This is a genomic window from Acidovorax sp. Root70 (assembly GCF_001428225.1).
Lineage (GTDB): Bacteria > Pseudomonadota > Gammaproteobacteria > Burkholderiales > Burkholderiaceae_C > Acidovorax.
On the sequence record NZ_LMHQ01000012.1, the window covers coordinates 259,744 to 284,907 of the forward strand.

The 25,164-nt window shown below is 66.2% G+C and carries 26 protein-coding genes and 1 pseudogene; 8 read left to right on the forward strand and 19 right to left on the reverse strand.

Translation table 11 applies throughout. From position 1 onward, the window contains the following. Positions 1 to 99 precede the first annotated feature (99 nt). Positions 100 to 471 (forward strand): annotated as a pseudogene (locus ASD94_RS24265) (diacylglycerol kinase family protein); the annotation flags it as partial. On the opposite strand, the gene ASD94_RS24270 reads toward ASD94_RS24265, so the two are convergent. Beyond that, entirely contained in the window at positions 420 to 1,037 is a 618-nt protein-coding gene (locus ASD94_RS24270; protein WP_369818051.1) for a hypothetical protein, read from the reverse strand. The pseudogene ASD94_RS24265 and the gene ASD94_RS24270 overlap by 52 nt on opposite strands. A 191-nt stretch (positions 1,038 to 1,228) precedes the next feature. On the opposite strand from ASD94_RS24270, the gene ASD94_RS08815 reads away from it, so the two are divergent. Together ASD94_RS08815 and ASD94_RS08820 are read left to right on the forward strand one after the other, a co-directional pair. After that, entirely contained in the window at positions 1,229 to 2,071 is an 843-nt protein-coding gene (locus tag ASD94_RS08815) for a metallophosphoesterase (RefSeq protein ID WP_056641446.1), read from the forward strand. A 287-nt stretch (positions 2,072 to 2,358) separates the two neighbouring features. Further along, entirely contained in the window at positions 2,359 to 3,441 is a 1,083-nt protein-coding gene (locus ASD94_RS08820) for an adenylate/guanylate cyclase domain-containing protein (RefSeq protein ID WP_056641457.1), read from the forward strand. 34 nt (positions 3,442 to 3,475) lie between these two features. Here ASD94_RS08820 and ASD94_RS08825 read toward each other — a convergent pair whose 3' ends face one another. Continuing rightward, the gene (locus tag ASD94_RS08825; RefSeq protein WP_056641459.1) at positions 3,476 to 4,204 is read right to left on the reverse strand and encodes a haloacid dehalogenase type II; all 729 of its coding nucleotides are present in this window, start codon (positions 4,202 to 4,204) and stop codon (positions 3,476 to 3,478) included. A 252-nt stretch (positions 4,205 to 4,456) separates the two neighbouring features. Here ASD94_RS08825 and ASD94_RS08830 point away from each other — a divergent pair, with 252 nt between their 5' ends. Together ASD94_RS08830 and alaC are read left to right on the forward strand one after the other, a co-directional pair. Then, entirely contained in the window at positions 4,457 to 5,686 is a 1,230-nt protein-coding gene (locus tag ASD94_RS08830) for an MFS transporter (protein WP_056641791.1), read from the forward strand. A 134-nt stretch (positions 5,687 to 5,820) separates the two neighbouring features. Next, positions 5,821 to 7,038, forward strand: a complete 1,218-nt coding sequence (gene alaC, locus ASD94_RS08835; RefSeq protein ID WP_056641460.1) for an alanine transaminase — start codon at positions 5,821 to 5,823, stop codon at positions 7,036 to 7,038. A gap of 80 nt (positions 7,039 to 7,118) precedes the next feature. Here the strand turns inward: alaC and ASD94_RS08840 are convergent, their stop codons facing one another. Then, positions 7,119 to 7,643 (reverse strand): OsmC family protein, encoded by a 525-nt coding sequence (locus ASD94_RS08840; RefSeq protein ID WP_056641462.1) that lies wholly within the window; start codon positions 7,641 to 7,643, stop codon positions 7,119 to 7,121. 45 nt (positions 7,644 to 7,688) lie between these two features. After that, positions 7,689 to 7,964 (reverse strand): DUF4242 domain-containing protein, encoded by a 276-nt coding sequence (locus tag ASD94_RS08845; protein WP_056641793.1) that lies wholly within the window; start codon positions 7,962 to 7,964, stop codon positions 7,689 to 7,691. A 120-nt stretch (positions 7,965 to 8,084) separates the two neighbouring features. Between ASD94_RS08845 and ASD94_RS08850 the strand changes: the two genes are divergently transcribed. Together ASD94_RS08850 and ASD94_RS08855 are read left to right on the forward strand one after the other, a co-directional pair. Beyond that, positions 8,085 to 9,620: a winged helix-turn-helix domain-containing protein gene (locus ASD94_RS08850; RefSeq protein WP_056641464.1), complete on the forward strand. Its 1,536-nt coding sequence runs from the start codon at positions 8,085 to 8,087 to the stop codon at positions 9,618 to 9,620. 165 nt (positions 9,621 to 9,785) lie between these two features. Further along, positions 9,786 to 10,307 (forward strand): GAF domain-containing protein, encoded by a 522-nt coding sequence (locus ASD94_RS08855; protein WP_056641468.1) that lies wholly within the window; start codon positions 9,786 to 9,788, stop codon positions 10,305 to 10,307. Between the two features lie 131 nt (positions 10,308 to 10,438). Here the strand turns inward: ASD94_RS08855 and ASD94_RS08860 are convergent, their stop codons facing one another. The 12 genes from ASD94_RS08860 to ASD94_RS08915 all read right to left on the reverse strand — a co-directional run bounded on the left by ASD94_RS08860 (position 10,439) and on the right by ASD94_RS08915 (position 20,855). Then, entirely contained in the window at positions 10,439 to 11,275 is an 837-nt protein-coding gene (locus ASD94_RS08860) for an urease accessory protein UreD (protein WP_056641471.1), read from the reverse strand. A gap of 92 nt (positions 11,276 to 11,367) precedes the next feature. Continuing rightward, positions 11,368 to 12,765 (reverse strand): FAD-binding oxidoreductase, encoded by a 1,398-nt coding sequence (locus ASD94_RS08865; RefSeq protein WP_056641473.1) that lies wholly within the window; start codon positions 12,763 to 12,765, stop codon positions 11,368 to 11,370. Positions 12,766 to 12,866: 101 nt separating this feature from the next. Beyond that, positions 12,867 to 13,652, reverse strand: coding sequence for an ABC transporter permease (locus ASD94_RS08870; protein WP_043566071.1), 786 nt, complete (start codon positions 13,650 to 13,652; stop codon positions 12,867 to 12,869). 131 nt (positions 13,653 to 13,783) lie between these two features. Beyond that, entirely contained in the window at positions 13,784 to 14,626 is an 843-nt protein-coding gene (locus ASD94_RS08875; RefSeq protein WP_056641476.1) for an ABC transporter ATP-binding protein, read from the reverse strand. A gap of 71 nt (positions 14,627 to 14,697) precedes the next feature. After that, the gene (locus ASD94_RS08880) at positions 14,698 to 15,702 is read right to left on the reverse strand and encodes an ABC transporter substrate-binding protein (RefSeq protein WP_056641483.1); all 1,005 of its coding nucleotides are present in this window, start codon (positions 15,700 to 15,702) and stop codon (positions 14,698 to 14,700) included. Positions 15,703 to 15,786: 84 nt separating this feature from the next. Next, positions 15,787 to 16,650 (reverse strand): creatininase family protein, encoded by an 864-nt coding sequence (locus ASD94_RS08885; RefSeq protein WP_055394830.1) that lies wholly within the window; start codon positions 16,648 to 16,650, stop codon positions 15,787 to 15,789. Between the two features lie 31 nt (positions 16,651 to 16,681). After that, complete coding sequence (locus ASD94_RS08890) at positions 16,682 to 17,158, reverse strand: RidA family protein (protein WP_056641487.1); 477 nt, start codon at positions 17,156 to 17,158, stop codon at positions 16,682 to 16,684. Continuing rightward, positions 17,155 to 18,483, reverse strand: coding sequence for an amidohydrolase family protein (locus ASD94_RS08895; RefSeq protein WP_056641490.1), 1,329 nt, complete (start codon positions 18,481 to 18,483; stop codon positions 17,155 to 17,157). The genes ASD94_RS08890 and ASD94_RS08895 overlap by 4 nt, the downstream gene beginning before the upstream one ends. A 23-nt stretch (positions 18,484 to 18,506) precedes the next feature. After that, positions 18,507 to 19,094 (reverse strand): NAD(P)H-dependent oxidoreductase, encoded by a 588-nt coding sequence (locus ASD94_RS08900; protein ID WP_056641493.1) that lies wholly within the window; start codon positions 19,092 to 19,094, stop codon positions 18,507 to 18,509. Positions 19,095 to 19,125: 31 nt separating this feature from the next. After that, positions 19,126 to 19,428: a 2Fe-2S iron-sulfur cluster binding domain-containing protein gene (locus tag ASD94_RS08905; RefSeq protein ID WP_056641495.1), complete on the reverse strand. Its 303-nt coding sequence runs from the start codon at positions 19,426 to 19,428 to the stop codon at positions 19,126 to 19,128. 189 nt (positions 19,429 to 19,617) lie between these two features. Continuing rightward, positions 19,618 to 20,274, reverse strand: coding sequence for a TetR family transcriptional regulator C-terminal domain-containing protein (locus tag ASD94_RS08910; protein ID WP_056641797.1), 657 nt, complete (start codon positions 20,272 to 20,274; stop codon positions 19,618 to 19,620). Between the two features lie 65 nt (positions 20,275 to 20,339). Then, the gene (locus ASD94_RS08915) at positions 20,340 to 20,855 is read right to left on the reverse strand and encodes a nucleoside deaminase (protein ID WP_369750496.1); all 516 of its coding nucleotides are present in this window, start codon (positions 20,853 to 20,855) and stop codon (positions 20,340 to 20,342) included. Positions 20,856 to 21,305: 450 nt separating this feature from the next. On the opposite strand from ASD94_RS08915, the gene ASD94_RS08920 reads away from it, so the two are divergent. Continuing rightward, positions 21,306 to 22,301 (forward strand): isopenicillin N synthase family oxygenase, encoded by a 996-nt coding sequence (locus tag ASD94_RS08920; RefSeq protein ID WP_056641498.1) that lies wholly within the window; start codon positions 21,306 to 21,308, stop codon positions 22,299 to 22,301. Between the two features lie 92 nt (positions 22,302 to 22,393). Here ASD94_RS08920 and ASD94_RS08925 read toward each other — a convergent pair whose 3' ends face one another. The 3 genes from ASD94_RS08925 to ASD94_RS08935 are packed head-to-tail and all read right to left on the reverse strand — an operon-like array spanning position 22,394 to position 24,856. Continuing rightward, entirely contained in the window at positions 22,394 to 22,810 is a 417-nt protein-coding gene (locus ASD94_RS08925) for a VOC family protein (RefSeq protein WP_056641501.1), read from the reverse strand. After that, the gene (locus ASD94_RS08930) at positions 22,807 to 23,814 is read right to left on the reverse strand and encodes an isopenicillin N synthase family oxygenase (protein WP_056641505.1); all 1,008 of its coding nucleotides are present in this window, start codon (positions 23,812 to 23,814) and stop codon (positions 22,807 to 22,809) included. Before ASD94_RS08930 ends, ASD94_RS08925 begins: the two co-directional genes overlap by 4 nt. A gap of 13 nt (positions 23,815 to 23,827) precedes the next feature. Further along, positions 23,828 to 24,856 carry an ABC transporter substrate-binding protein gene (locus ASD94_RS08935; protein WP_056641508.1) on the reverse strand — a complete coding sequence of 343 codons (1,029 nt, stop codon included), beginning with the start codon at positions 24,854 to 24,856 and terminating at the stop codon, positions 23,828 to 23,830. Between the last annotated feature and the right edge of the window lie 308 nt (positions 24,857 to 25,164).

The following is a 25,164-nucleotide window of genomic DNA, read 5'->3' on the forward strand; positions in this document are numbered from 1 at the left end:
TAGGCGCTGGTGGCGTGGTTCAGGCCTTCGGGCAGGACCGGCCGCTGCAATTGGGTCTGCACGCTGTGGGGTCGCTCTTGTTTGTTGCAGAGTTTTTGCATGACACCTTCGGAACACACCCTTCCTCCCCAGCCCCGTGGCCCCATCCACCTGGTGGTGCCTCGGCGGCCCGGTGCCGACCTGGACCTGCTGCGTGCCAAGCTGGAGGGCGTGCCCGCCTTGCAGGCGCACGACGTGGTCTGGCACGTGCCCGACCGGCGCGGCGACATCGTGCAGTTGGCCGAGCGTGCGGCACAGGCCGCACAGGACGACGGCGGGCTGGTGGTGGCCGCCGGGGGCGACGGCACCATCAACGCCGTGGCGTCGGCGGCGCTGCGTGCCGGGGTGCCGCTGGGTGTGGTGCCCATGGGCACGTTCAACTACTTCAGCCGCGAACACGGACTGGCACTCGACCCCGAGACCGCCGTGCAAGACCTGCTGCAGGCATTGCATGCAGGCGACCTGCGGGCCGTGCAGGTGGGGTTTGTGAACCGCCGCCTGTTTGTCGTCAACGCCAGCGTGGGGCTGTACCCCAAGATGCTGGCCGACCGTGAGATGGCATCGCGCCGCTTTGGCCGCAAGCGCTGGGTGGCTGTTGCCGCCGCGGTGTGGAGCCTGTTCCGCCCCGCGTCGGGCCGGCGCTGGCGTGTGGTGACGAAGACGCACCAGGGCGCCGCAGCGCAGCAGGAAGAGCATCTGGTCACCACCCTGTTTGTGGGCAACAACCCCCTGCAACTGGACCGCATGGGCCTGCCCCAGGCACAAAAGGTGGCCGATGGAGGGCACCTGGCCGTGGTCATGCTCAAGCCGCAAGGTCGTTGGGCCATCGCTCGCACCGTGTGGAACGCGGCCACCGGCCAGTTGGACAAGGACAACGCCGTGGTCAGCATGGCCTGCTCCGAGTTGACCGTGACCCCCGCCAGTTGGCGCCCGCCGCAGGTCAAGGTGGCGTTTGACGGCGAGCGCGAATGGATGACGCCGCCCCTGCATTTCCGCATCAGTGCGCGGCCGTTGTGGCTGGTAGCCCCGAGCCCCTTGCAGCGCGACGGTGCACCGCCCCCGCGGGCGGCCGAGCCATTGCCCGTCACGGTAGCGCCCGAGGCGCCTGCGCCGGGCGCCGCTGCACCCGGCCTGCTGCCTGCGTGATGCGCCAGCCCTACGGCCCGCCCGCTGTCTTCGGTCCTCTGCCATGACTGTTCTGATGCACCTGTCGGACCTGCACTTCGGCGCGCACGACGCAGCGGTGTGTGCGGCTGTCCAGCGGCTGGCGCAGCGCCTGGGGGTGGCGATGGTGGTGGTGTCGGGCGACCTCACCCAGCGCGCCACCGCCGGGCAGTTTGAACAGGCCGCGCGCTTTGTGCAGGGCCTGCATGCGCGCAGCAATCTGGTGCTGGCGGGCAACCACGACCTGCCCCTGTTTGCGTGGTGGATGCGCTGGGGCCGGTCGTATGAGCGGTTCTCCGAGCAGTTCGGCATGGACCAGGAACCCGTGCGGCAGATGGGCGCGTTCTACGTGGTGGGCGTGAACACCACGCGCGCCTGGCGGCACGAGCGCGGCAGCCTGTCGTCTGCGCAGATCGAGCATGTGGCGCTGTTGCTCGCACGCGCGCCCCCTGGCGCATGGCGCATCGTGGCCAGCCACCACCCCCTGGTGGCCCGCGACGCCGAGGACCGCGCTCACCGCCCCCATCGTGCGGACGAGGCGGTGGAGCGCTGGCGCATGGCCGGGGCGCAGATGCTGCTGTCGGGCCACGTGCACCAGCCGTGCCTTTTGCAGCCACTGCCCGGGCTGTGGGCCAGCAGCGCGGGCACGGCGGTGTCGCACCGCCTGCGCCATGGCAGCCCCAACAGCCTGGTGGTGCTCAGCATGGAAGCATCGGGTGCCGTGGCCGACATGCAGGCCCGGTACGCAGAGCGCTGGGACTACGACAGTGCGCAGGAGGAGTTTCGGTGTGTGGAGCGCCAGCGCATCGAGCATGAGGGCAATGGCCCCGGATCCCCCCGCGCCCGAGCGACGGAATGGGATGATTGATTGCTATCTATTTAATAGCTGTTGACGCAATTATTTCTAGCACTTGAGGCCAGAAAGGCTTGATTTTTGAATCTGGCCCCTTTGTCGCACGGCTCCCTCGCGGCGGCCCCTCGACCAGCCATCTCCCAGTGCGTGCAGGGGGTCACGGCGCCTGCGGCCGTGGTGGTGCCCGGAGTGTTTTCACCGGTTGACCAGCCGTGGGGCGGCGCCTATTCTGGGTGCGGCAGGGCAGGTGATGCCCTCGTTCCCCACACCGAACCACCGGCCGCCCCACGCCCCAGACAACCATGCACAAAGAATTCCACCACGATGCGGTGCGCCGCCTGCAGGCCCTGATCGAACGCGAGACCGGCAAGCCTCTGGGCGAGGCGGCGCAGGCCGAGATGGCGGGCATCCTGCACGGCATGGAGAACCCCGAAGGCGCAGCCGCCAACGGCCTGGAGGTGGCGCCGCGCGAGGTCACCATCCTGCTGGCCGACCTGCGCGGGTTCACCGCACTGTCGGGCTCGCAGCCAGCGTCGGTGGTGATCGCCGCGCTCAACCGCTGCCTGGCAAGGCTGTCCGAGGTGGTGTTCAAGTACCAGGGCACCATCGACAAGTTCATGGGCGATTCGATCATGGTGCTGTTTGGTGCACCGGTGGCCCGCGACGACGATGTGGACCGCGCGCTGCTGTGCGCGGTGGAGATGCAGATCGCCATGCGCGAGCTGAACCTGGCCCACCTGACCGAGCGCCTGCCCGAGGTGTTTTTGGGCATCGGTGTCAATACGGGCACCGTGATGGCCGGTCGCTTTGGCTCGGACGTGTATTCTGAATACACGGTGATCGGTGAGGCGGTGAACCTGGCTTCGCGCATCGAGGCACTGAGCCTGCGCGGCCAGGTGCTCATCAGCGACTCCACCTACCAACGCTGCTGGGGGCTGGTGTCGGCGTCCGCACCCATGCAGGTGTTCGTCAAGGGGCGCACGCAGCCGGTGAGCCTGCGCGAGCTGATCGCCATCCCGTCGCACAAGCTCAAGGTGCCCCGCCAGGAGTTCCGCCGCAGCCACCGCGTGGATGCGCGCCTGCCCTGCCTGTGCCAGCGCATGCAGGACAAGATCGTGATGCCGCACATCGTGCACGGTGCCATCCGCGACATCGGCTACCACGGCCTGCTGGTGGAGCTGATCGAGCCGCTGGAACCTCACAGCGAGATCAAGCTGGAGTTTGAACTGCCGCTGGTGGACTACCGCGTGGCCGATGTGTACGCGCGCGTCATCACCCTCAAGCAGGAGGGCGACGAATGGGTGGCCGGGCTGGAGTTCACCTCCATCAGCGCCGAATGCCGCGCCAAGGTGCAGATGTTTGTGCAGCTGCTGGTGGCGCACTGACCGCCGCCGAAAGCGCCGTCGCGGCGTCGTCAGCTCAGCAGCCCAGCATTCGCGCCAGGTCGACCAGGCTGGTGGCGTGCAGGTCGTTGCCGGGTTGCGGCGTTTCGTCCTTGGGGTGCGCCGCGCCCAGCTCGTGGGGACGCTCGACGTAGGCCGTGCGCAGGCCGCAGCCGCGCGCGGCGGCCAGGTCGTCATGGTGGGTGGCTACCAGCGCGACCTCGGCAGGGGCCAGGCCGAACACCTTCGCCACGCCCAGGTAGGTGGCCGGGTCTGGCTTGTAGGCCTTGAACACCTCGGCACTCAGCACGCAATCCCAGGGCAGGCCGGCGCGTTTGGCCATGTTGGTCAGCAGGCCGATGTTGCCGTTGGACAGCGAGGTGATGGTAAAGCGCGTCTTGAGCCGCGTGAGGCCTTCCACGCTGTCGGGCCAGGCATCGAGCCGGTGCCATACCCGGTTGAGGTGGCGCCGCTCGGGCTCGGAAAGATGCGCCAGGCCGAAGCGCGAAAGGATCTCGTCCAGGATGCCCCGGTGCAGGTCGTCGATCAGCGTCCAGCCCTGCTCGCCCCGCATCACACGCGCCATGGCCGGCTGGTAGCCCCCGCGCCAGGCGAGCGCGAAGGCATCTGCATCCACGGCGGGGTGCAGGGCCTGCATCTCGCGCACGATGCTGCCGTGCCAGTCCACCACGGTGCCAAAGATGTCGAACGCCAGCACCTTCACGGTGCCAGCCACGCTGTCTGCAGGGCTCTGGGTTGTCGTCATTCGCAGTCCTTGGGTGGGCGCAAAGGCCGGGCGGGGCGGGGTGGGGCGGGCTGCCAGCGTAGCAGCCCCGGCGGTTCTGTGTGCTCGCGCGGGTTACAGATGCCCTCCAACCTGCAAGGCAACGCATACAGTGCTATGGTTACGGAAATCGGGTTTACCCCTGTAACTCCGTTTCTTTTCCATCCCCCTGTATTGGTTATATCTCCTGCGCTGGCGCATCCCGTGCCGGTGCGGCGTTCGCCTGCTGCCGCCATGACCGCGCCCTTGTCTCCCACGTCCTCCGCGTCTTCCCCCATCGCCCACACGCCCACCAACGACCGCACCCTGGTGCGCGCCGTGCTGGCCCTGGGGGTGGGCGGATTTTCCATCGGCACGGGGGAGTTCGTCATCATGGGCCTGCTGCCCGAGGTGGCGCGGGACATCGGCGTGAGCATCCCGCAGGCCGGCCATGTCATCAGCGCCTATGCCCTGGGCGTGGTGGTGGGCGCGCCGGTGCTGGCCGTGCTGTGCGCCCACTGGGGGCGCCGCGCGCTGCTGATGGCGCTGATGGTGGTGTATGCGTTGGGCAATTTCGCATCAGCGCTGGCGCCGGGCTATCTGTCGCTGAGCGCCATGCGATTGTTCACCGGCCTGCCGCATGGCACCTACTTTGGTGTGGCGGCCCTTGTGGCTGCAGCCCTGGCCCCGCCCGGGCGTCGGGCGCGTGCTGTGGGCTGGGTCATGCTGGGGCTGACCACCGCGACCCTCGTGGGCGTGCCGATTGCTGCCGCATTGGGCGAACACTTCGGCTGGCGCGCGGCCTTCGTCTTCGTGGGGCTGATCGCCGTGGCGGCCGTCGTCATGGTGCGCCTGTGGGTGCCCGACATGCCTGCATCGCATGGCGCCAGCCCGCTGCGCGAGCTGGGCGCCCTGGCGCGCAAGCAGGTGTGGTTCACGCTGGGCATCGGCGCCATTGGTTTTGGTGGCATGTTTGCGGTGTTCAGCTACATCAAGCCCACCTTGCTGGAAGTGGCCGGCATGCCGCCTGCGCTCATGCCCTTCGTGCTGTCGCTGTTCGGCCTGGGCATGGTGGCGGGCAACCTGGTGGGCTCGCGCATGGCTGACAAGGCGCTGATGCCCGCCATCGGCAAGGTGCTGCTGTGGTCCATCGTGGTGATGGCGCTGTTTGTACCCGCCGCGCACCACCCCATCAGCGCGGCGCTGGCCACCTTCTTCCTCGGCACGGTGGTCGCCATCGGCCCCGCATTGCAGATCCGCCTGATGGACGTGGCGGGCGACGCCCAGACCCTGGCCGCCGCGCTCAACCACTCGGCCTTCAATGCGGCCAACGCACTGGGCGCATGGCTGGGCGGCGTGTCCATCGCGGCCGGACTGGGGTGGACGTCCACCGGCTGGGTGGGCGTGGTGCTGGGCCTCGGTGGTGTCGGGATCTTTGCGTGGTCCATGGCGAGCGAACGGAGCACGAAACCCGCCACAGTGTGACCGTAGCGGCGGCGCGACACCGCCGCAGCGGGGGAAACGAACACCGCGTTCTGCGATACATTGAACGCGGGCCGGCCTTTCTGCCAGCCACGTCGCTCGGACGGTTCCGGGCGCTTACGTGAAAGTCACACCGCATGTCTGCATCGCAGGGCAAGCGCCGTTTTGCGCGCATCGATCGCCTTCCTCCCTACGTCTTCAACATCACGGCCGAGCTGAAACTCGCCGCCCGCCGCCGGGGCGAAGACATCATCGACATGAGCATGGGCAACCCCGACGGGGCCACGCCACCGCACATCGTCGCCAAGCTCACCGAAGTGGCCCAGCGGCCCGACACCCACGGCTACAGCGCCAGCAAAGGCATCCCGCGCCTGCGCCGCGCCATCAGCCACTGGTACAAAGACCGCTACGCGGTGGACATCAACCCCGACACCGAGGCCATCGTCACCATCGGCTCCAAGGAGGGCCTGGCCCACTTGATGCTGGCCACGCTGGACCGGGGCGACACTGTTTTGGTGCCCGACCCGAGCTACCCCATCCACATCTATGGCGCGGTGATTGCCGGTGCCGACATCCGCAGCGTGCCCGTGGCGCCCGATGTGGACTTTTTTGCCGAGCTGGAAAAGGCCATCCGCGGCAGCTACCCCAAGCCCAAGATGATGATCTTCGGCTTTCCCAGCAACCCCACGGCGCAGTGCGTGGACCTGGGCTTTTTCGAGCGCGTGATCGCCCTGGCCAAGAAGCACGACATCCTGGTGGTGCACGACCTGGCTTACGCCGACATCGTGTACGACGGCTATCGCGCCCCCAGCATCATGGAAGTGCCCGGCGCCAAGGATGTGGCGGTGGAGTTCTTCACCCTGAGCAAAAGCTACAACATGGCCGGCTGGCGCGTGGGCTTCATGGTGGGCAACCCCGACCTGGTGGCCGCGCTCGCCCGGATCAAGAGCTATCACGACTACGGCACTTTCACGCCGCTGCAGGTCGCGGCGATTGCCGCGCTGGAGGGTGACCAGCAGTGTGTAAAGGACATCGCCGCCCAGTACCAGCGCCGCCGTGACGTGCTCTACAAGGGCCTCACCGAAGCCGGCTGGGCCGTGGACTGCCCCAAGGCCAGCATGTACATATGGGCCCGCATCCCCGAACCCTACCGCGCCCTGGGTTCCCTGGAATTTGCGCGGCAACTGCTCGACAAAGCCAAGGTGTGCGTGTCCCCAGGCATTGGGTTTGGCGACCAGGGGGACGAATATGTGCGCTTTGCGCTGATCGAGAACGAGGCGCGGATTCGGCAGGCGGTGCGAGGGATTCGTGCGATGTTCAAGGCGGACGGGTTGCTGAAGGTACCCGGCGGCTGATGCGCAGACCGCACCTCTGCGCTATCACGCGCAGAGGGCTCCTCGTGGCGTGGCTCCCGGCCACGCCCACCCCTGATAGCTCAGGTATGGAAGGTGGTTTGCAGCGGGGGCGGTGACAGCAGCGTCTGCCCCACCACGCAACACCGCTGGGCCGCCATGCGCAACTTGTCCAGCATGTCAGGCGGTGTGCTCGCGTGGGCCTGCAGATGCACATCGCAGGCGATGGACTGGAAGGCCACTGGCACATCGGGCTCGATGCCCAGGGCGCCGCGCAGATCGGCAGTGGCTTTGACGCGAACTTCCAGCCGGGTCAGCTCGATCCCCATGAGGTTTGCCACCATCCGGATCGATGACTCCTGGCAGGCGGCCAGCGCGGCGCACAGCAGGTCGCCAGGGCAAGGCGCGTCATACGGCCCCCCCACACCGCTGTGCACGCCAAAGGGTATGGCAGCGGAGCCGCCGTTCACGACGTGAACCTGCGAATGAAAGGGGTCTGCCAGGTTGCTACCGCGGGTCAACGCCTCGTCGGTGACCAGGGCCGACGCAGGTGTCTGCTTGTATTGGGCACGCAAGTTCTTCTGGGCTTCGTAAACGCTGCTTGTCATGTCAATTCTCCTGAACAGTGGGGGTGGGTGACCCAGGCCTGGGCATCAGGCCTGCGCCGTGGAGGGATCGATGGTGGCAACGACCCGCGACACGCTGTCGACCGGGAGGCCGCTGAGCCGGGCATGCTCGCGCACCTGTTGTTCGCTCGTGGCGTTGTAGATGCAATAGACCTTGTCGCCTGTCACATGGCTTTGGATCCACTGCAGGTCCGGGCCCATGCTGCTGAGCACGTCGCATGACGTGCGGGAGAGCGCTTGCAGGTCTGCGGCACTGGCTGCGCCAATACCAGCAACGATGCGCTCGATCACGAATGTGGGCATGATGCTTTCTCTGCGGGAGTGGTACATGCCTCAACGGTACCGAGCAGGGTCACACCCGTCCTTTAAAGTTCGCAAGAAACTGCTAAATCTTCCTAACGATGGCGCTGTCGCAGGTGGCTGATGCAAGACAACTATCACTTTGACCGCTTTGAAGTCCGGCCAGCCGAGCGAGTGCTTTTGGTGGATGGCGCAGCGGCAGCCATTGGTGCCCGCGCTTTTGATCTGCTTGTGTGCCTCCTGGCGCACCGGGACAGGGTGGTGCCCAAAGCCGAGATCCTGGACGCCGTGTGGCCGGGCATGGTGGTGGAAGAGAACAATCTGTCGGTACAGATATCGGCCTTGCGCAAGCTGCTGGGGCCCCGCGCCATCGCCACGATTCCCGGCAAGGGGTACCGCTTTGCGCTGGCCCCTAAGCCCGGCAACGCACTACAGCCCAGCGCAGCACGACCAGTCCAGGAGGCCGCTGCCAGCCGACCGACCATCGCCGTGCTGCCTTTCAGCGTGCTGTCCGACGACCCGCATGTGGGCTTTCTGGCCGACGGCCTGGCGGAAGACGTCATTGCATTGTTGGCCCGCGTTCCCGGGTTTGTGTTGATCTCCCGGGCGTCGTCCTTTGCATTTCGTGGCAACGCGGTTGCCCTCCCTGAGGTGGCTCGCCAGCTGGGGGTTCGGTTTGTGGTGGAGGGCAGTGTCCGCCCGCACCGGGATCTTTTGCGGGTCTCCACACAGCTGATTGATGCGGCGTCTGGGCATGTCTTGTGGAGTGGCCGCTTCGACCGCCACCGCGATCAGGCGGTCGATTTGCAGGAAGACATCGCCCGGGGCATCATGTCCGAGTTGGAGCCCGAGCTGACGCGGGCCGAAATCGCCCACATTCGCCGCCAGCGCCCCGAGAACCTGAACGTATGGGCCCACTACCACCAGGCGATCGGATCGATCGCGATGCAGGGTTGGAGCCGCGATGCGATGACCGAGGCTCGGTCCCAGCTGCGCCAGAGCATTGCGCTGGAACCGGCTTTCGGTTTGGGCCATGCGCACTACGCGTTGCTGACGGCCTTGTCCATGAACATCGGATATCTGGCTTCTGACGCTCCGGGTACTGCCGATGAAGTCTTGAAGGCCGCTCAACAAGCTATCGAACTGGATGACGGAAGCTCCGAGGTGTTGGGCTATGCGGGCTGTGCCCTCAGTGACCTGGGACACCACGACCGTGGCATTGAGGTGCTTCAGCGTGCGCTGGAAATCGATCCGAGCAATGCCCAGGCCCATGTGGCACTGGGAGCATCGCTGGTTTTGAAGGGGCAACTGGAGCGCGGCATCGACACCATGCGGCTGGGCATGCGCCTCAGCCCGCGGGACCGGCGCCTGGGGTTCTGGAAGTGGGCGCTGGGCCTGTTCTTGTTGCGTGCAGAGCGGCTGGACGAAGCGCTGGCCGAGGCGCGATCGTCCGCGCAGCATGACCCCAAGTTTCATCTGGCACGCATTCTGGAGGCGGCGGTTCTGGACCGTCAGGGGCACACGGAGGGCGCTGCTGCAGCGGTGGCAACAGCCCGCCGGTTGTGCCCTGTGCTGACACCCGACGAAGTGGCCTGGACTTTTGGCCGCCGTGTGCGGGATCGACTGGCGTTGTGGTGGGGGCCGCCACCAGCCGCGTAGCGGCGCTGGCGGTCCGGCGTGGATGGGCGACCACGAGCGCGTTTTCGCGTGGGCCCGCATTCGCGCAGCCACCCGTTGCGGTAGGTGCGTTCATGTGCGATGGGACTTTGCAACCAAACGTCTGCTTACGGCTGGGCTACGGGGTCACGGCTTAGACTGATTAGCATGCATCTACTGGACTACAACCCCGACGATCTTGACGTCACCATCACGGAGCTGCTCGTTGCCACCAGCGACTCTGCCGACCACGAGCTTCCCTCTGTGGTGTCAACCGTTCTGCAACTGTTGCGCAATCGCATGGGCATGGACGTCGCCTTCGTCTCTCAATTCGTGGATGGCCGTCGAACCATACAAGCGGTGGACAGCCTGTCAGATTTTTCTCCCCTGGAGCCCGGCATGTCCGATCCGGTCGAGGAGAGCTGGTGCCAACGCGTTGTGGAAGGCCGCCTGCCCGAGAAGATCGACAATGCCGCCCCCTACATCGCGTCCGGCAAAGCCCCTGATCCCGGGTTTCCGATTGGCACCCATCTAAGCGCACCTGTGCGCCTTGCTGGGGGTAAGGTCTACGGCACACTGTGCTGCTTCAGCCGCGGTGTGAAGGCGGATGGGGACATTGACCGCCTGCGGTATTCGGCAAATTTGCTGGCGCAGAAGCTGTCTCCGCAGGCTACGGAATCGACCTTTTGAAGCGTCGGTGTTGAATGCACACACCCTGTGTCAGTGAATTGACACAGATTGTTCAGCGAACTCCGAACATCAAATCCGAGGCTCTACGAGGGGCGCCGAGAGCAAGCGAAGCTCCTTGGCGCATCCGGCTCTCACATCGCCCAGATCCGAGGCGCCTCTCCATTCAGCCCCCACAAGACCCCCCGCCAAGCCACCCGCACGGCCTTGAGCAGCTTCATCGCGGGCTCTACCTGCGGTGCCAGCACGCGCACCACCACCATGCGGTCGTTGGGGCTGGTGGCCCCTGCAGTGGCCTTGACCTGGGGGTGTTGATCCATCACTGCACGGGCAGCGTCTAGCGCTGCGTCGCGGCGGGCGCGGTCCAGTGAGGAGCCCGTGGCAAAGAACATGCTGGCCATGCAACGATGGCCCGCTAAACCCAGCGGGCTGCTCAGCAGCCGGTCATCGGCGGCATCGATGACGCCGCGCTCCAGCCACAGGCCGGGCACTTCCAGGTGCTGGGTGAAGCGGCCTTGTTCAAACGGCTGACCCGCATGCGGCAGGCCCAGTGCGGTCACGTCCCAGGCCATGCACTCGGCGCCGGGGGCAAGGTTCAGCGTGAGGTGGTTTTCGGCATGGCAGGCGCTGTAGCACAGGGCTTCGAGCGGCAGCCACTCCAGGCGTGCGCCTTCGGCCAGGGTGAGGTGGCTGCGCTGCAGCGCCAGCGGGCCGGTGGAGCGGTAAAAGCGCGTAGCGCCGGGCGTGGTGACCAGGCCGTGGGCGCCGGGGCCCACGGTGGTGGTGATGTCCAGGGTGTCGCCGCCCACCAGACCGCCGGGCGGGTGCACCAGCACGTTGTGGCAGATGGCGTCGCCCTCGGGGTACAGGCTTTGCAGGATGCGCAGCGGCCCGTTGTGCTCGTAGCGGGCGACGGTGCGGGCGTTGTGCTCTGCCGTGTAGTCGAGCTGAAGGCGGGCGTGCCAAGACATGGGGTGATGGTCTGCTACGAAATGAGTAGCTGATTATGCCCTGCAGGTAAGCGGTAGAGGCCTGTATGGGTGAAACGTGCCACCCGTTTTACCTACGCTGTTTGGCGTACGGGTGTCTGCACAGGCGCCTCCACGGGGGCTGTCGGTTCGGCCGTGTACCAGCTGCGCAGCTTGCCGGGGTTGAGCAGGCCCTGCGGGTCAAAGCGGTGCTTCATGCCCACCACGGCCGGGTCCAGGTTGTTCTGCTTGCCGTCTTCTACGATGTACACGTGCGGGTTGTTGATCTGCACGCCATGGTCGCGGTAGATCTGCATGATCTGGTTCAGGCGTTCTTCGGTGGTGTAGCGGATGATCTGCAGCCCACTGCAGTTGAAGGCGCCTTCCTTGGTACGCAAGAACTCCAGGTGCATCATCACCTCGCCCTTCAGCGCTGCCTCCAGCGCCTTCACCTGCTTGAGGCGGTGCATGGGGTTGAAGCCGCTCTGGATGTAGGTCAGGCCCTTGTCCACCTTGAGGGCGTGCAGGGTGGTGTGGTTCCAGGTGTATTCGAGCAGCGTCTTGTGGCTGCTGGCCACTTCGTCGGCCGTCTTGCGGTAGGTGACCTGGCCGCCGTGCTGGGCCACCATGTCGCGCATGCCGGCTTCGGAGTGCGGGGCCACCAGCAGCAGCACCGCGTGCTGGTTGACGGGCAGGTGCTCGGCCAGGCTGGTGAAGTACTGCGGGATGGGGGCTGCCACAAAGCACACTTCTTTTTTCTCCAGCCCGGGAGCGCTTCCAAAGCGGTCGGCAAACTCCAGCGCAGCGTCAAACTGCTCGAAGGTGGCGATGCACTCGGTCCACTCAACGGCAGGAGTCAGGGCCACTTCCAGCTCCAGCACGATGCCGTTGGTGCCGTAGGTGTGGTGCAGCAGCATGGCCTCGGGGCCGCGCAGTTCGATGACCTGGGGCTCGGGCTCCACCGTCATCGCACGCACGGCCAGCACGTTGCCGGGCGCGGCCAGCGGGCCGTGGTTGATGGAGCCCGCACCGCCAAAGCCGCCGCCAAACAGCCCGCCCAGCGTGGCGCTGCGGTAGGTGCTGGGCAGCCAGCGCAGTTCTTGCCCGTGGGGCTTGGCCTGCGCATCAAAGTCTGCCAGCCGGATGCCTGACTGCGCGCGGCCCACCCCGCCGCGCACCCAGCCAAAGGCGTTGTAGCCCGACAGGTCCAGGATCACGCCGCCGTGCAACGGCGTGCTCTGGCCGTAGTTGCCGGTGCCGCTGCCGCGCACGGTGAGGGGGATGCCCGCGCTGGCGCAGGCGGCCACCACCTGGCGGATTTCTGTTTCTGTGCGCGGGCGCACCGCGATGTCGCCGCGCTTGCCTGCCAGGTCTCGCTTGAGCACGGGGCTGAACCAGGCAAAGTCCTGCGAGAGGCGGCCCACGCGCAGCGGGTCGGCAATCCAGTCCAGGTCGGGCAGCAGGTCGGGCAGTTGTTGGGCGGTGGTGGTCATGTCGGTATCTCCTTGGCCGCTGGTGGCCGTTTTGGGCAAAAGGAAGCCCGTGCCGCGCGCCAGTGGCTGCGCGCGGTGTGTTGGCGATGGGGGTGAAAGGGCTAGTCGTGCGACGTTTCGCTGGCGTGCCAGCCGCCCAGGGCGACGCGCGTGAGCCATGCCATCAGCACGAAGAGCGCGACGCCGGTGAGCGAGATCAGCAGCAGCGCAGCAAACATGCGCGGGATGTTGAGCTGAAAGCCCGCTTGCAGGATCTGGTACGCCAGCCCTGCACCCTGGCCCCCGGTGCCCGCCACAAACTCCGCCACCACAGCGCCGATGAGCGCCAGGCCGCTGGAGATGCGCAGCCCGCCAAAGAAGTAGGGCAGCGCGCTGGGGATGCGCAGGCGCAGCAGGGTCTGCAGCCGCGTGGCGCGGTTGAGCTGGAAGTAGCTCTGCAGATCCGGCTCCACACTGCGCAAGCCCAGCGTCGTGTTGCTGATGATGGGGAACAGAGCGACGAGTGCGGCGCAGATCACCATCGACGCCGTCGGGTCCTTCACCCAGATGATGATGAGCGGAGCCACGGCCACGATGGGCGTGACCTGCAGCAGCACGGCGTAGGGGAAGAGCGCAGTCTCGATGCGCTTGCTCTGCACAAACAAGAACGAGATCAGCACACCCGCCACCGTGGCCACCACAAAGGCCAGCACCGTGATCTTGACGGTGACCCACAGCGAGCCGCCCAGCGCGGCCCAGTCGGTGAACAGCGTCTTCATCATCAGGATGGGCGAAGGCACCAGGTAGGGCGGCAGCTCCATGGCCGTGACCAGGCCCTGCCAGAGCGCGATCAGCACCAGGCCAACCAGCACGGGGTAAACCACGCGCTGCACGCGGGGCTGGGCCATGAGCGGCGGGCGTTTGTGTGTTGCCTTGGTGGCAGGTTTGGTAGCGACCGGTGCAGGCGTCGAGCGCTGGGCGGCTGCGGGGTGGCCGGTGACCACGGGCGACGCCATCGGTGCGGAAGGGAAAGGGGTGCTCATGCCACGGTCTCCTCGGTGTCCACGCTGGCGCGCAGCAGGCTGTCCTGCAGCAGCTTGGCGTATCGGCTGAATTCGGGCGACACCATGAAGTCGGCCGTGCGGGGGTAAGGCGCGTCGATGCGGAACTCTTCGACCACGCGGCCGGGGCGCGCGGCCATCATGACCACGCGGCTGGAGAGGAACACCGCCTCGTGGATCGAGTGCGTCACAAAGATCACGGTCAGCTTCTTCTTGCGCCACAAGTCGAGCAGGTCGGCGTCGAGCTTGTGGCGCGTGATTTCATCCAGCGCGCCAAAGGGCTCGTCCATCAACAGCAGGTCGGGCTGGGTGACCAGGCCGCGCGCAATCGATACGCGCATCTGCATGCCGCCCGACAGCGCGCGGGGCAGGGCGTTGGCAAACTTGGACAAGCCCACCAGCGCCAGCGCTTCGGTCACGCGCGCATCGGCCTCGGCACGCGGCACACCCACCAAGTCCAGCGGCAGGCGCACATTGGTCTGCACACTGGCCCAAGGCATGAGCGTGGGTGACTGAAAGACAAACGCCATCTTCTTGCCGCTTTCGTCCAGCTGCGCCACGGGCTTGCGCCACAGGTGCAGGCGGCCGTCGGTGGGCTCCAGCAGCCCCGCCACCATTTTCAGCAGCGTGCTCTTGCCGCAGCCCGAGGGGCCGAGCAGGGTGACGAATTCGCCTTCCTCGATGGTCAGGTCCACCGGCAGCAGGGCCTGCGTGCCATTGGGGTAGGTTTTTTCAGCGGAAAGCACCTCCACGGCGGGCGTGGAATGGGGCAGCGGTGCCTGGGCGTGTGCCAGCGGCGGAGATTCAGCGGGGGATGTCATGGTCGCCTTTCGATGGATGCGGCCGGCCGTGCAAGGGAACGCACCGGCCACTGTTTCAGGGCTGTCAGGGCTCAGGGCAGAACCTTGAGGTCTTTGACGAACGACGTGGTGTAGGTCTCTGTGAGCTTGACCTTGGCAGGGTCGATGAGCTTGGCCTCCACCAGGAAGTCGTAGCTGGCCTTGGCGCGCGCGTCGGTCATGATGCCGATGCCCATGATGGCTGCGTCGCCGCCCGTGGCCATGCCCATTTCCTTGAGCTTGGCCACGCTGTAGGCGAGCTGCTCGTCAGTCATGTTGGGGTTGTCTTTCTTGATGAGCGCGTTGGCGGGGGCTGGGTCGGCCAGGTAGCTCTTCCAGCCTTCCATCGATGCTTTCACGAACGAGGCCACGGCGGCGCTGCGGTCCTTCACCGTCTTTTCCATGCACGAGATGGTGGTGGCGTAGGCGGGGTAGCCATGGTCGCTGAACATCAGCGTGTTGGCCTTGACGCCCGCTTTGGCAATCGCAAACGGCTCGGAGGTCAGGTAGCCCTGCTGGGCGCTGTTCTTGTCAGCCACAAAGGGCTGGATGTTGAAGGTGTAGGGGCGGGTCTGCGAATCGGTGAAGCCGTACTTGGCCTTGAGCCAGGGCCAGTAGCCACGCTGGGCCGACGAAGCGATCAGGATGGTCTTGCCCTTGAGTTCTTCGAACTTCTTCACGTCCTCGTGCGCGATGAGCACCTGCGGGTCCTTCTGGAACACGGCCGCCACGTTGACCACCGGCACGCCGCCTTCACGCATCTGGATCATCTGCAGGTCGCTCGATCCCATCACGCATTCGGCCTGGCCAGCGGCCATCATCTGCACGATGTTGACCTGCGGTCCGCCCATCTTGATGGTCACATCCAGCCCGTACTTTTTGTACAGGCCCGTGGCCACCGCCTGGTAGAAGCCGCCATGCTCGGCCTGCGCGTACCAGTTGGTCATGTAGGTGAACTTCTCTTGCGCTTGGGCAGTACTCGACATGGTGCCGACGGCACCAACAGCGAGCAGCGCGGCTGCACCAATTTTGGAAAGGCGGGAGGCGGTCTTCATCATGGTGGTACTCCGGTAGGGGGTGGAGGTGGAACGAAGGGACAACGAAGGGAAAGCGAAAAGGATTGGTGGTGGCGTTCGCAGGTTTCAGGCCAGCGCGGACGGGTGCTCGATGTGGCCGGTGTGATGGGCACGGCCCCAGGTGGGCTCAGCGCGCGGCGCCCACTGCAGCTTGTGCAGCTCGGTGATGGCGGCGGCCCAGCTCACGGCCAGCGAGTCGAGGATGGCGTGGCCCTGTTCGGCCGTGGCGGGCAGCGGGTCGCCAATGATTCCGCTGGGGCCGAAGTCGCGGGCGCTCCACGCGCAGGCGGGGCGACCGTCGGGCGAGAGCAGAGGCGAGTCAAAAACGGGCGGGTAGTTGACCACCGCACGCTCCATGTGCACGGTGTCGGGGGCCAGGGCCAGCATCAGTGCGGTTTCGCCGTGGCCCGCGTGCATGGCCAGGCGCTTTTCCTTGTCTGAGAGGAACTTGCCCGCCACATGCGGCACCCGCCAGGTGAAGCTGGGCACCACGATGAAATCGCCATGGCGCAGGCGCAGCTCGCGTGCACACATCTCCATCACCTGCGGCTGGCCGCCGTGGCCGTTGACGAACAGCAGCTTGCGAAATCCCGCGCGGTACACCGACTCGCCCACCTCGTTCATGGTGGCCAGCAGGGTCTCGCCGCTGAGCGTGACCGTGCCGGGAAAGTGCAGGTGCTCTTCGGACTTGCCGTAGGTGATGGGGGCCATCGCAAACGCGGGCACATCGGCCGGCAGGCGCGCTAGCGCATGGCCCACCACGCCGGCGCTGATGACGGTGTCCACCGCACACGGCAGGTGCGGGCCGTGCTGCTCGGTCGCGCCGGTGGGCAGCACGATGACGGTGTTCTCCTTGTCGGGCAGGTCGGCGATCTCGGTCCAGCTCAGGTAGGGCAGGTAACGGTGGGGCGGGTTGTAGCCGTGCAGCATGAAAGACTTTCGTGAGGGTGTTGGGGGTGGATCAGCGCTGTGGCAGATAGGCCGTGGCTTCGACCTCAATCAGGATGTCGGGCGTGGGCAACATGCCGCTCACTTCCACCACGGTGGATGCCGGTGGCTCGCCGGGGAAGAACAGCTTGCGCACGCGGCTGTACTGCGGGAAGTGGTCCAGGTTCTTGAAGTACTGCACCAGCTTGAACACGTCGGACATCTGGCCGCCTGCGGCCTCGATGGTCTGGCGGATGCGGTCGAGCACATACCAGCTCTGCGCGAGGATGGGACCTTCCTTGATATCGCTGCTGAACTCGCCCGTGCGGCCAATCAGCGTGGCGGCCTCGTCAGGGATGTCTGCATAGCCGCGCACGATGCGGCTGGCGGCGGGGTCCACGGCGATGATCCCGCTGAGGTAGATGAAGTCGCCTGCGCGGCGCCAGGCGGCGTAGCGGGCCAGGGGCTGGGCGATGCCGGGCGCAGGTACGGTTACAGATGCGGGGCTCATGCGAGGCTCCTTGCGGATTGGGTGGTGGGCATATGCCAGGCGGCTGGTGCGTGGCCGCTAGCGACGCGGCCCTGGCGCAGCACCACGCGGCCCTGCGCGCCTTGTGTGCGGGATGGAAAGCCCCAGTGGTCGGCCTGCGTGAAGACCAGCAGGTCGGCCACCGTGCCAGGCTGCAGCGGCAGCGCTGTGGTGCCGCTGCGGCCGGTGCGCAGCCAGTCGGTGCGGCACAGCGATTCGCTCCATTGGTCGAACGGTGCCTCCAGCTGCGCCGCCAGCACGCCCGTGGCCAGGGCCTCCAGTGGGTCAAAGCTGCCCACAGGGCAGAACGGGTCTTGCACGTTGTCGCTGGCCACCAGCACCGGGATGCCGCGTGCACGGGCTTCCTTCACCAGCGTCAGGCCACGCTGGCGCGGTGTGCGGCCGGTGGTGGCGTCCTGCAGCAGCAGGTTGGTGATGGGCAGCGTGACCAGCGTGATCGGGCTTTGCGCTACGGCGTCGAGCGTGGCGAGGGCGGTGGCTTCGTCCTGTGCAGCCAGCGCGCAGGTGTGGCCGCAGACCACATGGCCTTCAAAGCGCAGCTCCTTGAGCAGTGCTGCCGCGGTCGCCAAGCCCTGGGCGCCGGGGTGCAGTTCTTCGTCCACATGCAGGTCCACGTTCAGCCCGTGGTGTTGTGCGGCTTCCAACAGGTGGCGCAGCGCTTGTGGGTCCCAGTTGGTGGAGTGCACAAAGCCGCCCAGCAGTGCACCGGGGCCGCTCGCAGCCACGGTGGCCGCCAGCCGCATGGCGGCGCTACGGTCTGCGTACAGGTGCAGCGGGATCAGACTCACGCGCTCCAGCGTGATGCGGTCGGCCCAGTCGTGGGCCAGTGCTCGCTGTACGTCCCACGCCAGTGGCTGCGCGTCGGGCTCCCACCAATCGCAGTGGGTGCGCAGGTGCACGGTGCCGGCGTCGTAGGCCCATTGCAGAGCACGGCTGGCGCGAGCGTGGATGTCGGCTTCGGTCCAGCCCTGGCGGTCCACCATCATGGCCTCGATGGCGCCCAGCAGGCCGGGCTTGACCACGCCCATGCGGGGCAGGGTGAAGGCCTTGTCCAGGTGGGTGTGCGCATCCACCAGGCCGGGCAGCACCAGCGCGCCTGCTACGTCCCACACCGTGCCGTGGGGCGCTGGCTGGGAGCCATAGGGCAGCACCTGCACGATGCGGCCCTGGGCCAGGTGCAGGTCGGCCAGTGCGGGCTGGTGGCCCTGCTGCGGCCATGTGGCGGGCAGCAGCCAGCGCGGCAACCTTGCGCGCAGGATGTGGTCGGGAGTGCTGGATGCGTGCATGCCGTGGCCCTTAGAAATTGGTCTTATGCAAAGCGCGCCATGGCCTGGCCCACACGGGCCTTGAAGGCCGCCAGCCGGGGTGGGGTGGCCACGTTCATGTGGTAGTAAGCGTGGTAGTCCACCCGCGCCTTGCCGCCGGTGAGCAGGCGCATGTAGCGGGTGATGGACTTGCGCGGCGGGTCGCCCATGAACAGGGCCGTCCAGCGGGGGCGGCCATAGGTGACCACGGCCGAGATGCGCTGAATGTGCGTGAGCGACGGCTTGACGTTGTGCGGGTCGCTGATGTCAAAGGCCACGCCGGGCATGAGCACGCGGTCGAAAAATCCTTTGAGCATCGCCGGCATGCCAAAGCACCAGGTGGGAAAGCAGAACACCACCGCCTCTGCCCAGAGCAAGCGGTCCACATAGCCCTGCACGGGCAACTGGTTGCTGGGTACCTCGTGGTAGCCCAGGCGCTCCTCGCGCGTCATCACGGGGTTGAAGCCCTCGGCGTACAGGTCGCAGTCGTCCACCTCATGGCCCGCGCCGCGCAGCTGCTGCACCACCTCGGTGTGCAGTGCGGCGTTGTAGCTGGTTTCTACCGGGTGGCAATAGATCACGAGGATGCGCATGGCGGGTGTCCTTCGGGTGCGTGGGATGGGCCTAGATGTCCAGGGTGAGCGTGGCGCTGTGGCTGCGTGCGCAGCACACGGCGACGTGGGTGGCTTGCTCTGCGGCGCTCAGGCAGCTGTCGCGGTGGTCAGGTTCGCCTTCCAGCCAGCGGGTCACGCAGGTGCCGCACACGCCCTGCGCGCACAGGGTTTCCAGCGGCACGCCAGCGAGCTGCAGCACGTCGGCCATGCTCTCGCCGGGGCCAACAGGCAAGCGCATCTGGCTGCGCTGCAGGATCAGCTCGAACGTGTGTTCTGTGCGGGTGGCGCTGGCGGTGTCAGGGACTGTCTGCATTGTTTGACCATGTGATTTGATCGATTGGTCAAACTATTGCAAAGGCTGTGCCAGCCACAAAAAGCGGTCAAACGTCTTTGTGGTGGATCAACGCGGCCTGAAAGGGGCTTTTGACGCCGCGTGCTGGTGCAAATTGCCTGGGATTCGCCCCTCGGGCCCCCGAGGCATGCCCAGAATGGGGCGGGGGCCTTAGTCTGGTGCGAGGCCGCAGCCCAGCAGCACAAAGCTGGTGAGTTCGCGCATGATGGGCTCGCGGTCGATGGGCTCGTCGGGCGCCAGGCCCAGCATGATGTGCACCTGCACGCCGTAGTCGGCGTAGTGCTGCGTCATGCCCCAGATCTGCATGAGCAGCAGCGTGGGGTTGACGGCGCGCATGCGGCCTTCGGCAATCCAGCGGTTGATGAGGTCCGCCTTCTGCTGGGTGGACTTGACGGCCACGGGCCAGTATTTGCCCAGGTTACGCCCACCGCCCAGCACCTCGGTGGTGAAGATGCGCGACAGGCCCGGGTTGTCCAACGCGTAGTCGAGCTTCTTGCGCACGTAGCTGCTCAACACCCTCTTGGGATCGTCGCTGTTGCTGTCAAAAATGAAGGCGCCCGACCACCCGTTAAGCACCGAGTACAGCAGCTCTTCATACAGCTCTTCCTTGCTGCTGATGTAGTAGTGCAGCTGGGGCTTGGTCAGGCCCGCGCGCTCGGCAATGGCCTTGGTGGATGCCCCTTTGAACCCATGGCGGCTGAATTCGGCAATGGCCGCTTCGCGGATGGCGCCCAAGATGCGTTCACGGCCCTGTTTGGCGCGGCTGAGCAGCGCGCCGGAGGCGGCTTCGGCTTCGGATTCGGTCATGGCTTTGGTGCGAGGCATGGGGAGTGCAGAGTGTGCGCTGCAGATTCTGCCCGCGCGGGAATGGGTCAGACTTTCCAGAACCCGATGTGGGGTGCGCTGGCTTCTTCGACCAGCGCCGGGCCGATGCATTCGATGGCGTGGGGGGAGGCGGCAAACACGTCGCGGCACGACAGCTCGGCGTCGCGCTGCTCGGCCCGCTCGCCCCGGAACACGCGCAGGCGCTCGGCATCAATGCCAAACACCACGCGCCCAATGCCCGACCAGAAGATGGCGCCCGCACACATCACGCAGGGCTCGGCCGATGAATACAGCGTGGCCTTGGCCAGGGCATCGCGCCCCACGCGCGGGCTGAGCTGGCGCACAGCATTGGTCTCGGCGTGGCCGGTGCAGTCGCCGGTCTCGGTGGTGTTGCAGTAGGCCTCGGCCAGCAGGCGCCCTTCGGCACTGATGACCACTGCACCAAACGGACGGTTGCCGCGCGCGCGGGCAGTGCACGACCACGCGATGGCCTGGCGCAGGTAGGTGCCGTCGGTGTCGTTGATGGGGGTGGGGTCGTCAAAGCTGGCTGGGGGTGCAGACATGAGCGCGTGCATGGTGTAGGTGTCTCCGTCGATGGTGGTGGGTGGCTGTCGTTGTGCAACGCAGGACTGTCTGCACGCCCGCCGTTGTGGTGCAGGGCGCTATGCATTTGGCATGCCAATCACAAACAGTGACATGTATGCATGGCTTTTGATGCGCTGTGCCCAAGCGCTCTAAACCTGCTTGGATACACAAACAAGGCGCCGCGGGCATTCTTCTTGCATCGCTTTTGGCAAGAGTAGAAGCGTTCACTGCGTTGCCCCCTGTGCCATCCTGCACGGGGCGATGCCAGTCGGAAATTGCTCTTGAAGCCCGCTGTGCGCACAGCGGTGTGCGTTGGCACATCGTGGCTTCAAGGGTTGAAAGGACGGCCGCCGCAGGCGGTGTCACCCACTCTTGAAGCACCCAGCGGGAGGGCCTTTCTTCCTTCCACTTGTCTTCAGGAGAACTGCATGACCACCACCGCCACCTACGACCTCGCCGAGCTGCAAAAAGAAACGCGCATGGGCGCGATGGGCTCGGAAACCGCAAGCCGCGAGATCCGCCGCATCGACCTCAGCGACTTTGCGCAGCGCAAGACCGAGATTGCCGACCAGCTGTGGGACGCCGCCGTCGATGTCGGCTTTTTCCAGATCGTGAACCACGGCATTGACCTGGCCGAGGTGCACAACGCCTTTGCGATGACCGAGCGCTTCTTTGCGCTGCCCGACGCCGTGAAGGCGCAGTACCCGCTCAAGAAAGCGCTGAATGTGGGCTGGGAGAGCCGCGCGCAGGTGCGCCCCTCCACTGGCACGCCGGACCAGAAGGAGTCGTACCAGATCACCCGCCCGCACATGGAGGGCCTGTGGCCCACCGACGAGGAGCTGGCGGGATTTCAGTCCACCATGCTCGCCTTCGAAGGCCAGTGCTGGCAGGTGGCCATGCAGGTGCTGTCGTGCTTTGCGTGGAAGCTGGGGTTTGACGAGGCCTTCTTTGCCCGCGCGCACGACCCTGTGCAGGCCAGCTACCAAAGCACCTTGCGCCTGCTGCACTACTTTGCGACCCCGCCCGAGCAACAAGCCAGCCTGGGCCTGTGGCGCGCCGGGGCGCATACCGACTTTGATTGCCTGACCCTGCTCTTTCAGCGCCAGGGCCAGGGCGGCTTGCAGGTGTGCCCAGGCAAGGAGATGGAAACCCAGGCGTGGACGTCCGTGGAGCCCGACGAGCAGGCCATCACCTGCAACATCGGCGACATGCTGATGCGCTGGAGCGACGACCAGTTGCCCAGCAACTTCCACCGTGTGAAGAACCCGCTGCCCGGCGAGTACATGGGGCCGCGCTACAGCATCGCTTTCTTTGCCCAGGCCAACCGCGATGCCATCATCGAAGGGCCGGGCAAGAAGTACCCGGCGATTGCTGCCGGCGACTACCTGAACCAGCGGGTGGCGGCCAACTTCAAGGCCTATTGAGGCGCGATGGATGGTACAGGGGTGGGCGTTGGTTCACCCCGCTCATGCTTTGGCGGGCACCGCCGTTGTTGGCCTGACCGGGTAGGGGCGGCTCAAGCAACGTTGCGCGGCACGCCCACAGCGCTGACCCGGAACACGTTGTCCTCCGGGTCCGCCAGCACCGCCTGCCATTGGCCGTAGTAGGTGGAGTAGGGTGGCTTGATGATCTGCCCGCCCAGGGCTTTTGCTTTCTCGCTGGTAGCGTCCACGGCGTCCGGTGCGTCCAGCATGAAGGTGGCGTAGCCTGTCACGCTGCGCGGTGACGGCAAGGTGGCACCGGGTTGCCGGTCGGCCAGGCCCAGCAGGGCATAGGCCTCGGGTGCGTTGAAGCCGAGCTGGAAATGCTCGGTCTCCACCGCCCGGTAGATGGCCGAGCGCGTCCCCGGCGCCTCGGGCAAGTGCAGCAGGGCTTGATAGAACTGCAGTTGTGCCTCGATGTCCTGGCACAGCAGGTTGAACCACAGCCTCATGCCATCACCGCCTCGCTGGCTGGGGCGGTGGATGTGGTGGTCTGACCCAGGCCGTAGGTCTTGCGGTACATGGCCTGCAGGTGCTCGCCCACAGTGCAGGGTGCAAAGCGCGGCGATTCACCGGCAGGCACGCAGGTGGGGATGGGGACCACCTGGGCCTCGTAGTCGGGCGTGTAGAAAAACGGAATGGAGTGGCGCGGTGCGCCCCCGCTGTGCATGTTGCGCACGCGGTGCGGGTTGGACCGGTACAGCCCGTTGGTCCAGCGCGGAATCATGTCGCCCAGGTTCACTACCAGCGCGCCCTCGATGGGTGTAGCGGCCACCCATTCGCCGGTGGGCAGCTTCACCTCCAGCCCGCCATGGTGGTCCTGGGCCAGCAGGGTGATGGCACCCCAGTCCGTGTGCTCGCCCGCGCCAAAGGTGAGTGCATCGGCGCTTTCAGGATGGGGTGGGTAGCGCAGCAGCCGCAGCGTGAGCATGGGGCTCTGGTGCGTGTGGTCGAAGTAGTCCTCGGGCAGGTCGAGCGAGAGTGCCAGCAGCTGCATCAGCCGCAGGGCCAGTTGCCGCATGGCGGCGATGTAGGTGCGGCTCTGGGTGGCCAGCTCGGGCAACCCCTCAGGCCACTGGTTGCTGCCATAGGAGTGGTAGCCGCGCTGCACGTACGGATGTTCGGCAGCGTAGTCCAGCCCGCAGTAGAAGCTCTCCTTAAGGTCTGGCCGAGCGCTGGCGTCCAGGGTCTGCCCGCCCAGGCTTTCGTAGCCCCGCATGGCGGGTGAGTGGTGCAGCGAAATCGCTTCCTTGGATCCCAGCGGCAGGTCGAAGAACTGCTGCGCCAATTCAAACTGGCGCGCAATGACGTCCAGCGGCACCCCGTGGTCGCTCACGTAGAAGAACCCTGCGCCCATGCAGGCCTGGCGCAGTTGGGCGGCTACGGCCGTTACTGCGGGGCTGCGCGGAGCACCCGGCTGCAGGGCGCCGCTGAGGTCGATGAGGGGGATGCCCATGGCTTTTCCCTGGTCAGGCTTTGAGCTTGCGGTCGGCGGCAGGGGGCAGGAAGCGGTCGGTCCAGATGTCGGCCACCGCCAGGCTGCTCTTGAGGCCGAAGGCCGCCACGGTCTCATCGATGGTGGCCTGCAGGCGCCCAGGTGTGGCAGCGCCCCAGCCGTTGGCGCGTGTCTCGGCGGTCTTCATGGTGCCGTCCACGATGAGCTGCAGGCGCTCGAACTCGATCTCTTCATGGGCTAGGGGCTCGCGGGCCTTGATGGCGGCAGCGCCGGCGCGCGGGTCGGCAATCGCATCGACCCAGCCGCGTGTGGTGGCCTTGACGAAGGCCTTCATGGCGTCCGGGTTGTCTTGCATGCTCTTGGGGTTGGCGATCAGCCCGTTGCCGTAGGACCTGAGGCCATAGTCCGAGAAGCGAAACACCGTGATTTGATCCGGTGTCAGGCCCCGCGCCTTCAGGTTGAGCAGACCGGTGAAGAAGAAGTACGCCGCTGCGTCAAAGTCACCTTTCACGAAACGCGTGTCGCCGATGTCGGGGGCCACGTTCTCCCATTTCACGCCGCTGCCGTCAAAGCCCTGCGCCTTGGCAAAGGCCGGGAAGAGCTTGCGTGAGGCATTGAAGGGCTGGCCCAGAATGGTCTTGCCCGCCAGGTCGGCGGGCTTCTTGATGGCGCCGTCTTTGCGCACCATGACCGAGTTGGGGTTCAGGTCGTACTGGATGGCGACCGCCGCCAGTTTGGACTGCGGGTTGGTGGTGTTGAACTCGATCATGGTCGAGAGGTCGGCCGACGCCACGTCATACGCACCGCCCGCCACCAGGCTGATGGCCGAGGCGGACCCGTTGCCCGTGTCGATGGTGACATCGAGGCCCGCATCCTTGTAGTAGCCCCGCTGCTGCGCCAGCAAAAAGCCCGCGCCCGAGGCCTCGACCTTCCAGCCCAGGTTGAACTTGAACTTTTGCAGATTGCCCTGGGCGCGCACAAATGGTGTGGCAGACAGCAGGGCAGCGGCGCCAGTGGCGCGGATGAGGGAACGGCGTTGCATGGTGGAGCACTCCTGGTCGTTGGCGGATAACCACGGGGGAGTGAAAAGCCAGGCTTCACACCCCTCCGAACGGGGTGCATGCAATCAACCGACAGGGCGCTGAGGCTGCAAGGCGGGAGCAGCGGCCTCCTGAAGACGCACAGTCCTGCGCGCCCGTGGTGGCGTCAGTCCATTGCATGCTTCAAGAGCAATTTCCGGGCGGTGGCCGCTGAACGCTTCTACTCTTGGCGCCGGCGTATTTGCAGGATCTGTGCCATGCGATCCCGTCGTATGGGCTATACCCGAACACCCTTGCGCGCCACACCGTG